This window comes from Flavobacterium sp. (genome assembly GCF_044339515.1).
Taxonomy (GTDB): Bacteria; Bacteroidota; Bacteroidia; order Flavobacteriales; family Flavobacteriaceae; genus Flavobacterium.
The window spans coordinates 20210-35065 of record NZ_JBIIVK010000004.1; the positions used below are offsets into that span (position 1 = coordinate 20210).

Below are 14856 nucleotides of genomic sequence, written 5' to 3' on the forward strand. Positions count from 1 at the left end.
CAATATGCGTGTTTTTGGTCTCATATTAGTTTTAACAGGAGCACTGTTTTCAACACCTAAAGATTATCTGTTGGTCAGTACGAAACAGTTCACTGTTCAAGGTACTACTTCAATTGGAGGTTTTGAATGTAACTACGATATGAATGCTAAAGACACGCTGTTTTTTAATCAACCTGACAGAACAAAAAAAATTTCGCATAGTGTTCCAGTTAAAAGTTTTGGTTGTGGAAATTTTATTCTAAACAATGATTTTAGAAAAACTTTAAAAGAAAAAGAATTTCCAAATGTTAGAATTGAACTTTCAAATTTTAAAAAAACTGCTGAGAATTTCAGTTGCGATTTAACCCTCAATTTGGTTGGAAAACAAAAAATTTATAAAAATCTCCTATTGAAATCTGATAAAAACCGTTTAGTCGGTAACATTACATTACAGTTTAGCGATTTCAATCTCACTCCTCCCAAAAAAATTGGAGGAGTGATTAAGATAAAAGAAGAAATTAAATTGTCTGTTAGTTTACAAACAGAATAGTAGCGTTAGTTATTTAGTTTTAAAGAAGAACCCCAAATTGTATTTTCAATTTGGGGTTACTTTTTTATTCTTTTTTCTTTTTGTTGCCAAACAAGTTGTTTAAGCCCTCTTTTACTTTGTCTTTTACAACTTCTTCTGTTTTGGTTTTCACTTCTTCTTTTGTTGATGGAGTTGTTGTTTTTGAAGTGTCTTTTGGATTTTTTGTTTGATTTAACAAATTGCCTAAAGCTGAAGTTCCTTGGTTTACTAATTTTTGTTTTTGTTGCTCCACCAATTGATTAACCAAAGCAGTTGTGGCTTGCTTCATGTCCGTAGAGATAGTTGGTTTAGAAAAATTTCCACCCAACACAGCATTTACCGGAATGTTTTTAATTTTTGATGCATCTGCGGGAGATAATTTGGCTATTAAATTGTTTGCTTCTTTTCCTAAATATTTAGCGGGGACATCAAATTTCAGATTGTAATTCATCGATTGATCAAAACCATGGGTTCCACCAATATTTACAGTTACATCTTCATATTTAATGTCAAATGGTTTAACTTTTACTTTTCCATTTTCAAAAGATAAACTTGTTTTTAAATCATTCAAATTCAGTTTTTTCAAATCAATAAAATTAATTTGACTGTCTAAAGCACTTAGCAACGTAGAGTTGGAAGCATTTACAGTAGTAGAAAGTAATTGGCCGGCTAAATCTCCTGTTAATGTTTTTAAATCCGGAGTCATTTCTTTCGCGTCCAAATTACCGGAAAGTTTAATGGTCGAATTGAGTTTGCCGTTTATAACATTCGCTATTGGAGCAATGCTTTTCATCATATCCAATTGGGTAAATGTTTCACTAATATTGACTGTTTTTAAATCCAAATTCATGGCAAATGTGGGCACTTTTGTTTTGGTAGAAACATTTCCGTTTAAACCAATCATCCCACCAAAGATGTTTGTTTTTACATTTTCTAAAGTTACTCTTTCATCTTTCACAATTAATTTTCCTGAAACATCTTTCAAAGTTAAATTATCATAGAAAACCGTATTGGCTTTGGCATTTAGCGTCACATCTAAAAATGCCGGAATCTTCAACGCTTCACTCGGTTTCTGACCTTCTTTGGTTGGTTCTTCAGTTGTCATGAAATCATTTACAGCCAATTGATTAGAACTCATATTGAAATTTCCTTTCAAATTTTGATCGTTAAATAAATAACCATAGAAATTTTCTAAAACACCATTCACATTAATATCGCTTTTTCCTGTTTGTGCGGCGAATTTTTGTAAATTCAACGTACTTGGATTAAACTGAACAATCGCTTCGCTAATGTTCATTCCTTTTCCGTTTTCATCGGTATATTTAAATCCGGTTATACTTACTAAACCTGCATTTTGAATGTTTTGATATTGCTCTTTTTCCACCGATTGCATATCAAATTTTGTTGTTACATCGGCTTTTAAAATTCCTGAAAGCGGTGTGTCTAACTTAATTGGATAGGCTTTGCTGAGGTTTGCTAAATTAATTGTTCCTTTCAAAGCCGCATCAACCAACGGGTTTTCGGAAACATTTCTGATATTTGCTTTCGCATTAAAAACATCTTTGTCAATTTTAAACGACAAATTATCAATGTTTACATAAGTGTCATTCATTAAACCGGTTTCGTTTTTAATTTTGGTATCAATGATGATGTTTTCCACTTTTTTTGGTAAGTCAGGAAATTTAAAGGAAGCATTGTTAGAAGCTATTTCCAAGTTGAATTTTGGAATAGTGGTTTCAGAATACAATCCTTTTGCAAAACCGGAAACTTTAAAATCTCCTGTGGTTTGAATTTTATCTAAATCACCTTTATAAGCAGAAGGAACCAATCCTAAAAAGTTTTTAAACGACGAGGTGGGTGTGTTAAACGTCAAATCATATTGCTGTCCGGCTTCCACTAACTGAATAAAACCGGCAAACTTTAAAGGCAATTGGTTAATTAATGCTTCGTTGTCTTTAAATTCATATTTGCTGTTCTCCAAATCTATTCCTAAAATGGCATCCAATGTTAATGAAACGTCTTTCATATAGTTGGTTTTATCCATATCCAAACTCATCAAGGCATTGGTTTCAGTATCTAAATCTAGTTTGGAAGCGGCGAAATTTCCTGTTCCGGTGTGATTAATTTTATCCACAACCATCTTGATTTTGGAACTTTCATCCAAAAAAGTAAACTTCAAATTTTCAATTGAATAACTCTGAATATTCATCGCAAAAGGCTTGCTATCCGAAGGTTTTTCTTCTTTATCGTCTTTCATGGCAATATCAAAATTGCCAATTCCGTCTTTGTTAAAAATGATGTTTACAATGCCATCTTTGCTGGAAAACGATTCCAATTCCATTGCTTCGCCTTCCGATTTAAACAATTCTTTCACCGACATTTTCAGGTTTAATTCACCCGAATAAAATAATGTATCGCCTTCAAACGGAGCTTTGTTAATAATGCTCAATTTGTCAATCGTTACATTGGCACGCGGAAAACTTTTGAACAAACTCAAACTCACATCATCAAACGCCACATTGGCATCCACATTCTCGTTAATCGATTTTAATACTAATGCTTTGATTTTGTCTTTAAACAAAAACGGGGCAGCTGCTAAAGCAATAATGGCTATTAACAAAAAAATCCCTAAACCTTTTAAAATTTTTTTAATCATAATTATGTTTATTTATTTGGAGCGAATCAATAGTTAGGTTTGGTTACGTAATTCCTGCCCTCCTTTCCAGTTTCATATAAAAAACGAGAGCTAACCAGTCGGACTGGGCTATGGGGATTTTAATTTTCGTTTTTAGGATTTAGTCCAAATTTAGCTCTTCGCCACGAGCTAGGTTAAAACGCTTTTGAAAATAATACACCGCAGCATACAAAACGGGTGTATCTAAAATGGCTATGAGTACTTTAAACAAAAAACCACTTAGTAACAATCCGGGAAACAAATCCCAACTTAATATTTTAAAACTACACAGCAAAAATAATACCGCAAATGTATCAACAAATTGAGAAGTGAAAGTGGAAAAGTTATTTCTCACCCAAAGCATTTTTCCTTTGGTGACTTTTTTCCAAAAATGGAAGATGTAAATATCGATGTATTGTGCCGCTAAATAAGCTATCATCGAAGCTAAAACGGCTAATGCAGTCTGACCAAAAACAACTGAAAAAAGTTCGTCATTCACAGGAGAATTTTCTATCGCAGGAGCGGCATTGGAAATATAAATAATTAATAGAGAAAAAACTGAGGCAAAAATTCCTGTAGTCACCACTTGATTGGCCATTTTCTTCCCATAAATCTCGGAGATAATATCAGTAATTAAAAACGTAATCGGGTAGGGTAGAATTCCCACCGAAATTTCAAACCGATACAACCCGAAAAAATCCCAATAAAAAAATTTCTGAAAAATTAAATTCGACACCACCAACGAAGCAATGAACATGGCTCCCAGTGTGAAATAAATTTTATAGGCAAACAGTTTGTCTTTTGTTTCCAATGCTTTTTTTAACAAAAATAATAAATTAGCAAGGAAACAGTTGTTAACTAAATTAAAAAAAACCTGACAGTTTTTAGTTGTTGAACTTGAACTTGTAACCCAGTGCTTGTCCAAAAAACAATCTGCTATATTATTATAAAAAAATGTTTACTATTTTCATTACAAGAAAATAAAAAACTAAATTTGTTAATCTTCATATTAAATTAGAATTTGAAAAAAAATACTGATTTTTTGAAATAATTTTTTTCAGATTAGATGAATTAAAATCAACTAATAAATGGCTTACCAATGCAAGTAGTTATCGACATATTAGAAAACGAGTTAATCGAGAAATACCCAGACGTTCTCGCAATACTACTACGTGACCAAACTACTCAAAAAAATATTTTTTGGGCAACAGATAACTATAAGAATCTTGGAGAGGCATATAGATTTAGTTCAGAAATATCGCCTGAACTAATCACAGGAGAGAATGGAAATGTTATAATGCCAAGAGTTCACAAAGACAAGATTTTACAATTATCACGCTCCAAAGAAATGGCAGAAGTTTTCACACCTTCTTGGATATGCAACGCACAAAATAATTTGGTTGACAATTCTTGGTTTGGGAAAGAGAATGTTTTCAATAAAGAAATCGTGTTGAAAAATGGCACAAAATCTTGGGAAACAACAAGCGAAAAAATTGTTTTTCCAAAAGGCAAAACTTGGCAAGACTATGTTCGCGATACAAGATTAGAAATTACTTGTGGAGAAGCACCATATTTAGTGAGTAGATATGATACCACAACTGGAGAATTTATCAAGATTGAAGATAGAATTGGACTTTTAGATAGAAAATTAAGAGTATTAAATGAAAATTTAGATATTAAAGAAGATTGGATAAAATCTGTAGAAATAGCCTATAAAAGCACTTATGGCTTTGAATGGCAAGGCGATAGTTTGCTTTTGGCTCGTGAAGCTTTATTAATAACATTTATTGAAAACTTTACACACAAATTTGAAACAGAACCAACTCTTGAATCTATACAAAATATTGCGAAAATTATTTCTTGGAACATCTGGCAAATGGATGGTCTGAAAGGAGTTGTCCCAGTCAGTTGCAAAGATGAAATGGTAGAAGTTGCAGATATTTTTGAAACCAAAACAGAAATAAAGAAATGTAAAGGTTGTGAAACCCAGAACATGAAATTACACAATGGCATTTATTGCAACATTATGGATTGGGAAATTGAAGAGCCTATAAAATTTATATCTCTATTAGAAAAGTAAATAATGAGTGAACAGAATACTATCAATGTAACTATTCTTGATGATTTAATTATTGGAAGAGTTGAACCTCAAATCTATGCTTTTACAACTGAAACAATTCCAAATTTCTTGAAAGTTGGTGATACTTATCGACCAATTGAAAAGAGGTTAAATGAATGGCGAAAGTATTTTCCAAATCTTGAAAAAAAGTATGGAAACGTTGCAAAAGTAGATGACGAAACTTTTTTTAGAGATTATGCAGTTCATTTTTTTCTTGAAAACGAATTAAAAAGAAACCGTTTAAAACCCAATATTTTAAAAGGAATTCCATATTACTCTAATGAGTTTTTTGAAAATGCTACAGAAGCAGATTTACAAGAAGCCATAGAGGATATAAAAAGAGGACATCAAAAAAACGAATCAAAGTATCAATATTATCGTTTTGATGAAAGTCTTCTTCCGATAAAACCTATTTACAACAGAATTGAAGATTATCCACTTCGACCAAACCAACAAAAAACAGTAGACAATTTTAGAAATGCCATCAAAAAAGGCAGATCCAACTTGCTGATGTATGCAGTAATGCGTTTTGGCAAATCGTTCACCTCCATGTGTTGTGCTGTTGAAATGAATGCAAAATTGGTGGTGGTTGTTTCAGCAAAAGCGGATGTTAGAAATGAATGGAAAAAAACAGTTGAAAGCCATATTAAATTTGATGGCTATAGTTTTTTAGAAAGTGATGATTTATATAGAAATGAATTTATCATAGCCGAAAAACAAAAGGCAAATGAAAAAATTGTTTTGTTTCTAACCTTACAAGACTTGCAAGGTGATGAAATAAAAACCAAACACAAAGAAGTATTTGACAATCAAATTGACTTATTGCTCATAGATGAAACACATTTTGGAGCAAGAGCAAATGAATACGGAAAAGTATTAAGAGCAGGCGATTTAAAAGTCAAAGACATTAAAAGTGAAGAAAAACTCAACGAAATTTCGATAGATAATATAGATGAGATTGAAAAAGAGTTAAAAGCAAAAATCCGCATTCATCTTTCTGGAACTCCTTATCGAATTTTGATGAATAGCGAGTTTACCAATGATGATATTATTGCATTCTATCAATTCACAAACATTGCAGAAGACCAAGAACAATGGGATTTAGAAAATATAAATAAAGACGAAGTTAAAGAATGGGATAATCCTTATTATGGCTTTCCTCAAATGATTCGTTTCGCATTTAATCCAAATGAATCTTCACGAAAAAAAATGGAGGAGCTGAAAAAGAATGGTGTTACATACGCTTTTTCAGAGCTTTTTAGACCAAAATCCATTTCCAAAGACAGCAAAACAAATCTTCATCAAAAGTTTATTCACGAAAAGGAAATTCTTGAATTGCTTAAAGTTATAGACGGCTCAGAAAATGATTCCAATTTATTGAGTTTTCTTGACTACGATAAAATACAAGAGGGTAAAATGTGCCGTCATATCGTTTGTGTTTTGCCTTATAGAGCTTCTTGTGACGCATTGGAGGAATTAATCAAGACCAACCAATTTAAACATCTTAGCAAATACGAAATCATCAATATCTCTGGAGTTGATAACGAAAAAAACTTCAAAGACACACAATCAGTTCAAGCCAAAATAAAAAAATGTGAAAGTGAGAATGTAAAAACAATCACTTTGACAGTTAACAGAATGTTAACCGGCAGCACAGTTCCTCAATGGGATACTATGCTCTATCTAAAAGACACGGCTTCGCCACAAGAATACGACCAAGCTATTTTTCGCTTGCAAAATCAATACGTAAAAATTTTCAAAGAGCCGAATGGTGATGTGGTTAAATTCAATATGAAACCTCAAACTTTATTGGTTGACTTTAACCCAAATAGAATGTTCCAAATGCAGGAACATAAGTCGCAGATTTACAATGTAAATACTGAATCTAACGGCAACAGTTTATTAGAAGAACGAATCCGAAAAGAGCTTGAAATATCTCCAATTATCGTTTTAAACAACAATAAAATTGTTCGAATACAGCCAGCAGATATTTTAGATGCTGTTCGTAAATATTCAAGCAGTAGAAGCGTATTTGATGAAGCTACAACTATTTCAATTGATTATTCTTTGTTGGATATTGAAGCAATCAAAGCCGAAATTGAAAGACAAAATAAAATTGGTTCTCGCCAAGGTATTGAAATTAAACCATCAGAAGGAGATGGCGATGATATTGATATTGACAATTCTCCTGAAGATGACGATAATAATAAAATTAAAGTCAATAAACCTAAACAAACAAAAGAAGAAGAAGACCCAACAAACGACTACAAAGGTCAATTTGCTATGTATTATGCAAGAATTTTATTCTTTGCATTTTTGACAGATTCAAGAGTTAAATCCTTACAAGAAATCATTACTCACATAAAGGATAATGCAGATAATTTGCGAATTGCTTCAAATTTGAGTCTTGAAACCACAATACTCGATTTGTTTCAAAATCACATCAATCCATTTATTTTAAGCGAACTAGACTATAAAATCCACAACATTAATTCATTAGCCAACGATACCGCGATTTCTCCAATAGATAGAGCGAGTAATGCAATGAAAAAGTTTAGTCGCTTATCAGATTCAGAGATTGTAACGCCCGAATTTGTGACCGACAAAATGATTGAAGGTTTGCCAGAAAATGCCGTTAACAAGAATACAACGCTTTTAGACATTGCGTCCAAACAAGGCGAGTTTGTCTATGCCGTTTATAAAAAATTCGGCAAAGAAGTAGCCAACAAATTCTACTCCATTCCCACATCAAAAATTGCGTATGAATTTACTAGAAAAGTGTACAAGCTACTCGAATTAGATGTAAAACTAATTGAAGCAAACTACACATCTTATGACTTAATCAGTGAAAACAAATTCATTGAAAAAGAAACCATCAAAATAAACAACCAAAAAATGAAGTTCAATGTAATTGTAGGCAATCCGCCTTATCAGCAAAGTGGTGTAGCTCGTGACGAACCAATTTATCAATACTTTTATGACTTATCAGAAAATTTATCAGAGCAATATATTTTAATATCTCCTGCAAGATTTTTATTTAATGCTGGACAAACATCTAAAATTTGGAATGAAAAAATGCTGTCAGATAAACATCTGAAAGTTGTATTATATGAACAAGATTCATCCAAATTATTTGAACATACAGATATAAAAGGTGGTTTAGCAATCCTTTTTAGAAATAAAAATCAAGTTTTTGAGCCTATTGAAACTTTTACACATTTCCAAGAACTATCAACTATTTCAAAAAAAGTTGATCAAAAAATAGAATTGTCATTTTCTGAACTTGTACAATCGCAAGGGATTTATCGTTTTTCGAATACTTTTTTCTCAGAATTCCCATATGCTGAAAAATTGCAAGGTAAAGGAACTAAAAATAAAATTGTTTCAAAATCATTTTCAAAAATGGATTTTGCTTTTTTGGATAATTGTAAAAATCAAGATTCGATAAAAATATTAGGTTTAGTAAATGCTAAGCGACAATATAAATGGATTGATAAAAAATATTTGTCTTTGCCTGACTCATTCGAAAAATGGAAAGTTATTGTGCCTGAAGCTAATGGTTCAGGTGTAATTGGAGAGATATTAAGTACACCAATTATTGGACAACCTTTTATTGGTCATACGGATACTTTTTTATCAATAGGTGCTTTTGACAATGAAATAGAGGCTCAAAATGTTCTGAAATACATTAAATCAAAATTTACTCGGACTATGCTTGGACTCTTAAAGATTACTCAACATAATACAAGAGCCACGTGGCAAAAAGTACCATTACAAGATTTTACTTCTGCATCAGACATTGATTGGACTAAATCTATTTCTGATATAGACCAACAGTTATATGCAAAATATAAATTGACTAATGAAGAAATTGATTTCATAGAAACTATGATAAAACCAATGGAATAATTATGAAAGCTATTCGATATGAAAAAGATTCCGTTTTAATTCAAGATGGAAAAATCAATGCTTGGGTTGATATTTGGATTGAAAATGAAGTTGTTATTTGTGATTGGAATCAAAACAATTTTGTTATGACTGATTCGAAAGATGTTGCTTTAAAAAACTGGCAAGATAACTTAGAGCATTTTGAAGACGCCACAAGTTTAGCAATGGAAACTTTAGAAAATACAGGAATTATTTTTCAAGACGAAAACGCAAAATGGCATCAAACAGAAAAATATCATACTTTGAAGGGTTCGATTGCTCTTTAGCAAATTAAAAATGGTAGATATTTTACAATTAAAAAAACCTGACAGTTTTAAGTTGCTGTCAGGTTTCTATAATTATTTAATTTTTAACTCAAAAGGCATCAGCGTTTGAATGCCGGTTCGAGCCGTTGCTCTTTTTACTTGTTGTAGCGTTTGATAAGCCTCTTCTCCAATTTCTTCCTTAATCATAGCTTCTTTGGATTTAGCAAAAGGAATACCGTTTTGATTGCTTAAAAATTGCATGAATGTTTTATCAAATTCAGGATAGTTTACCGTTTTATATTTTTTGATTTTTGCTAACGTCGCCGCTTCGCTCAACGCTACATCTAAACCACCTAATTTATCTACTAAACCATTTTGCAATGCTTCTGTTCCGGTCCAAACTCTTCCTTGAGCAATGGCATCTACTTGTTCAAAAGTCATTTTTCTTCCGGTAGCAACGCGATTCACAAAAACGGTGTAAATATTTTCTACCGATTCGGTAGTTACTTCTTTAAATTTCTCATCAATTGGTTTAAACGGGCTATAGCCAATCGCATGATCATGTGTTTTAACTTGAGAAGTACTGATTCCGATTTTTTTGGATAATTCTGTCATATTCGGTAACACACCAAAAACACCAATAGAACCTGTAATTGTGTTGGGTTCTGCAATAATTTTATCGGCATTACAAGCAATATAATAACCACCCGAAGCGGCTAAATTACCCATAGAAACCACAACCGGTTTCACTTTTTTGGTTAGTTCAATTTCTCTCCAGATTAATTCAGAAGTCAAGGCACTTCCGCCCGGGCTATCTACTCGAATTACGATGGCTTTCACTTTTTCGTCTTTTCTGGCTTCTTGCAGTGAAGTTCTCATCGCACCTTCGCCAATCACATTTACATCACCTTCGCCGCCCATGATTTCACCTTGAGCATAAATAATGGCAATTTTATCTTTCGAATCTATTTTTTGAGGCGTTTTTGATACGTTTTTAGCATAATCCATGATCGATATCCACTCATAATCCTCATCTTTTTTAACTTTCAACGCTTTTTTAATTCCGTCGTGGTATTGATCTTCATAACCAATTTTGTCAATTAGTTTTTTTGATTTAGCCATTTCAGGAGTTCTAGCCGATAATTTATTCGCAATACTGTTTAATGAATCTACCGAAATATTTCTGCTTTTTGAAATATCGCTTACAATTGAACTCCAAGCCGAGTTTAATAAAGCCGAAATCTGTTCTCTGTTGGCATCACTCATTTCGTTTTCCAAAAACGGTTCAACCGCACTTTTGTATTTTCCGTGACGAATTACTTCCATTTTCACACCTGTTTTTTCCTGAATATCTTTAAAGAACATGATTTCAGAAGCAAGACCTTTAAAGTCCATTTCGCCCACAGGATTCATATAAATCGTATCGGCAACAGAATTAATGTAATATTCACCTTGCGTAAAATAATCGGCATAGGAAACAATAAATTTTCCTGATTTTTTAAAATCAATCAATTTGTCTCTCAAGGCTTTGGATTGAGCTAATCCTAAACTGCTGTTGCTGTTCAAGATTGAAATTCCTTTTATTTTATCATCGGTTTTGGCATTATCAACTGCGTTTAAAACATCAATTAAACCTACTGATGCTTCTTCATTTAAAATAGTTACCCAAGGATCGGTAAATTTTCCGGTGTAATCTAAAGATACATTTTCCATGTCTAAAACTAAAACGGAATTAGATTCTACTTTTGCAACATCAGAGCCGCTACCAGCAACTGCTCCAACAATCATTAACCCGAAAAATAATATCATACAGAATACAAACAATCCGATGATGGTGGCCAATACATTTCCTAAAAATTTCATTTTATACTTATTTAATTGAATATTGTTTTCCTAATTAGTAGTCTTTCATTGTATTATGTTACATTTTAATTTTTATGTAATTCATTATTACAGAAACTTATTAACAGGATTGGCAAAGATACTTTATTTCTAAAATAGTTTTAGTTATTTTGCTTTTCTATGAATAATCAAAGCCAAGTCATTTTATCGTTAGGAAGTAATTTAGGTAACCGTCTGGAAAACATTCAGTTGGCTACAAAATTCATTCATCAAAACATTGCTACGGTAGTGAAAGTTTCTTCGCTATACGAAACACCTTCGTGGGGTTTTGATAGTGAACCCTTTTATAATTGTGCATTAGTTTTGCAAACTTCAAAAAATGCCGAACAAATTTTAGACGAAGTTTTAGAACTCGAAACCAAATTAGGAAGAGTCCGAAATAACGAAGAAGGTTATCAACCCAGAATAATCGATATTGATGTAATTACTTATAACGAGGAAATCATCAACACCGAAAGATTAAAAGTTCCTCATCCGCACATGCAAAACAGAAAGTTTGTGTTGTTGCCCATGCGTGATTTGAATTTGGATTGGCGTCATCCTATTTTACAAAAGTATTTACCAGAATTAGTTCAATTAGCGGAAGATAAAAGCAATTGCAAAGTAGTACAAAAATTAGAAGCTCCGCTTGAAAAAATAAATCTTCAACAGTTTAATTATATTGCCATTGAAGGAAATATTGGAGCCGGAAAAACTACTTTATCATCCAAAATTGCTGAAGATTTTAATGCCAAGTTAGTTTTGGAACGTTTTGCTGATAATCCGTTTTTACCCAAATTTTACGAAGACCAAAGTCGGTATGCTTTTCCTTTGGAAATGTCTTTTTTGGCCGACAGATACCAACAATTATCGGATGATTTAGCTCAATTTGATTTGTTTAAAGATTTTATTGTAGCCGATTATCATATTTTTAAATCCTTGATTTTTGCAAAAGTTACCTTGGCAGAAGATGAATTCAGGCTTTATAAAACCATGTTTGACATCATTCATAAAGAGATGCCTAAGCCTGATTTATATGTTTATTTATATCAAAACACAGAGCAACTTTTAGAAAATATCAAAAAAAGAGGCAGAAGTTATGAGATGCAAATTCCGGCAGAATATTTAGAAAAAATCAATCAAGGTTATTTGGATTTCATCAAAACACAAACCAATTTAAATGTGTTGATTATTGATGTTTCCGATAAAGATTTTGTAAACAATCAGGAAGATTATATTTTTATTTTAGAAGAAATAGAGAAAAAAATAGCCGGATAAATTACCTTTTTAATGAAAAATGTCCTTTTCGTTCCGCTGTAGCATTGTCAATTTTCAAAACATACCAATAATCATCGGCAGGTAGATTTTCACCTTCAAAAGTTCCGTCCCAAAACGGATTACTTGGAACAATTTGTTTGATTAATTTTCCATAACGGTTAAAAATGGAGATGGAACAATTTGGATAAAATTCCATCCCTTTCAAATAAAAAACATCGTTTAGACCATCGCCGTTGGGTGTGAAAAAGGGAGGAACCAAAAGCACAACAAAGGTTTCCTCGTCGGAATAACCACAATTGTTGATTTTCTCTCGAACATAAGCCGTGTATAATCCGCCTTCGCCAACGGTAAATAAATTTGAATCTTGGTAAGTAAAACCATCAATAGAATACTCATATTCGCCATTTCCTGAAGATATAATTTCAACTGAGTTGTCTTTAACAACAACTGTTTCAATTACCGGAATATCGTATTGAACGATGGTAAAATTTTTTGTTTTAGAACAATTTCCAGCTTCTAAAGAAGTTACCACAACGGAATAATTTGCATTGTTATTCACTTGAATGGTTTGCGAACTTTCTCCGGTTGACCAGAGGTAATTGGCATTTGAAACACCTGCATTTAAAGTGATAACTGTTCCTTCACAAAGTGTAACCGTTTCATCTTCCACATCCGGCAAATCATAAACTTGAACAAGAATTGGAATTCTATTTCCTGATGAGCAACCATTATTTATTCCTTCAGCATAAAAAGTAGTATCTTCTGAAAGAATTGGAGTGGTGAATGAAGTTCCTGTTCCCAAAATAGTTCCGCCCGTTTCAACAGCATACCAATTGATAGTTCCCGCAGTGGTAGAAGCAGTTAAAACAGTTGAATTTTCTCCGCACACCGGATTTGGGTCAACAATTGTAACTGTCGGAATTTGATTTATTGTTGCCGTAACAGCTGTTCTAGTTCCGGTTGTGCAACCAATTTCAAATGCATCGACATAGTAAGTTGTTGTCTCAGTTAAATTTGGTGTTGTAAAGCTGTTTCCGTTTGCTAAGGGTGTTCCTCCGGTTGGTGTTGTATACCATTTTATGGTTCCCGCAGAAGCACTTGCGGTTAGTGTTACCGAACCATCTCCACACCTTGATTGACCTACTGAAGAAGTAATACTCGGAATTGTAATGGTTGTACTTGTTGAAATCTGCAAAACCGGATCACCCGGCATTCCACCATATTCTACGATGAAACCTTTGGGTTGATAATCGCCACTGGCTTCACCCGTATTGGATAAATCATTCCAAGAACCGAGAATACCAACTCCGGGAGCAGTTATGTGAGCATAATCTTCATCACCAATGTTGTTCGGCTCTCCATTGTTCCAATTTGCAAAATTTGGTGTTGTACCATTAATTCCTCCATTCCAAAAAGCAGTACCATTTTCGGGTCCTGTCATCCATCGCCAAACACCTTCATTTGCTTCATCGCTTCCACCAATCCAACCGGCACCGGCTGCTTGTTCGCCGGAAAGTTGAGCTTCATCGGCTGCTGTGATGGTGGCTAAATAACCTTGTAAGCCATAGTAAGTTCGATTTGCAGCTGCTGTTCTTGCATTGTTCCAAGTGATACCAATGGAGGGTACAAACTCGTAATAATGACCATTGGAAGGGAGATAATTCGCCTGACCAACTGTAATGGAAAAAGTTCTAACTCCGCTTGGGTTTGGGGATGAATTTGAATAGACTACATCTTCAATAGCCGAAATTAAATCAGCATAAGTGGGTTGTCCTACAGAACCTGTTAACGTAAGTTTTCCGGTAAGAGCATCCCAACTGAAAATAATAGTAGGATGTGTTCCTGTTAAAGTCAATACGTCTTGACCATTCACATATCCGGATGAAATTTGAATATAAATTGCATCAATTCCGGTATCATCAGGATCGGTGATAGACATGTTGGTCACAATATTCATTTGCGAACCCGGACAATAAATTTGATTACCTGTAGCAATTAAAATGGGAGCATCATTTAAAATAGCTGTTTTTTTTTCTTTAGGGTTTAGAAATAAATTTTTATCAACCAAAGATGAAAAAAAACCAGAACACAAAAATAGAATGAATAAGGAATTGCGAAACAATGAAAATCCGTTCATTTTGTAAAAGTAAGAATTAGTAAGCAA

9 protein-coding genes are annotated in these 14856 nt (G+C 33.0%); 5 read left to right on the plus strand and 4 right to left on the minus strand.

Annotated elements, in window-relative coordinates; translation table 11 throughout:
- The first annotated feature begins 4 nt into the window (after positions 1-4).
- Complete coding sequence (locus ACIQ0M_RS01745; RefSeq protein WP_396149099.1) at positions 5-529, plus strand: hypothetical protein; 525 nt, start codon at positions 5-7, stop codon at positions 527-529.
- Between the two features lie 64 nt (positions 530-593).
- On the opposite strand, the gene ACIQ0M_RS01750 is transcribed toward ACIQ0M_RS01745, so the two are convergent.
- Positions 594-3203: an AsmA-like C-terminal region-containing protein gene (locus tag ACIQ0M_RS01750; RefSeq protein ID WP_396149101.1), complete on the minus strand. Its 2610-nt coding sequence runs from the start codon at positions 3201-3203 to the stop codon at positions 594-596.
- Between the two features lie 139 nt (positions 3204-3342).
- On the minus strand, positions 3343-3978 hold the full coding sequence (locus tag ACIQ0M_RS01755; RefSeq protein ID WP_396149195.1) for a queuosine precursor transporter: 636 nt from the start codon (positions 3976-3978) through the stop codon (positions 3343-3345).
- A 342-nt stretch (positions 3979-4320) separates the two neighbouring features.
- On the opposite strand from ACIQ0M_RS01755, the gene ACIQ0M_RS01760 reads away from it, so the two are divergent.
- The 3 genes from ACIQ0M_RS01760 to ACIQ0M_RS01770 are packed head-to-tail and all read left to right on the plus strand — an operon-like array spanning position 4321 to position 9554.
- Positions 4321-5301 (plus strand): restriction endonuclease subunit M, encoded by a 981-nt coding sequence (locus ACIQ0M_RS01760; RefSeq protein ID WP_396149103.1) that lies wholly within the window; start codon positions 4321-4323, stop codon positions 5299-5301.
- Positions 5302-5304: 3 nt separating this feature from the next.
- Positions 5305-9249, plus strand: a complete 3945-nt coding sequence (locus tag ACIQ0M_RS01765) for an Eco57I restriction-modification methylase domain-containing protein (protein WP_396149105.1) — start codon at positions 5305-5307, stop codon at positions 9247-9249.
- A 2-nt stretch (positions 9250-9251) separates the two neighbouring features.
- Positions 9252-9554 (plus strand): hypothetical protein, encoded by a 303-nt coding sequence (locus ACIQ0M_RS01770; RefSeq protein ID WP_396149107.1) that lies wholly within the window; start codon positions 9252-9254, stop codon positions 9552-9554.
- Positions 9555-9626: 72 nt separating this feature from the next.
- Here ACIQ0M_RS01770 and sppA read toward each other — a convergent pair whose 3' ends face one another.
- A complete protein-coding gene (gene sppA, locus ACIQ0M_RS01775; RefSeq protein WP_396149108.1) occupies positions 9627-11396 on the minus strand; it encodes a signal peptide peptidase SppA in 1770 nt (589 codons plus the stop codon).
- Between the two features lie 159 nt (positions 11397-11555).
- Between sppA and folK the strand changes: the two genes are divergently transcribed.
- Positions 11556-12692: a 2-amino-4-hydroxy-6-hydroxymethyldihydropteridine diphosphokinase gene (gene folK / locus ACIQ0M_RS01780; protein ID WP_396149110.1), complete on the plus strand. Its 1137-nt coding sequence runs from the start codon at positions 11556-11558 to the stop codon at positions 12690-12692.
- A gap of 1 nt (position 12693) precedes the next feature.
- Here the strand turns inward: folK and ACIQ0M_RS01785 are convergent, their stop codons facing one another.
- On the minus strand, positions 12694-14829 hold the full coding sequence (locus ACIQ0M_RS01785) for a T9SS type B sorting domain-containing protein (protein ID WP_396149112.1): 2136 nt from the start codon (positions 14827-14829) through the stop codon (positions 12694-12696).
- Between the last annotated feature and the right edge of the window lie 27 nt (positions 14830-14856).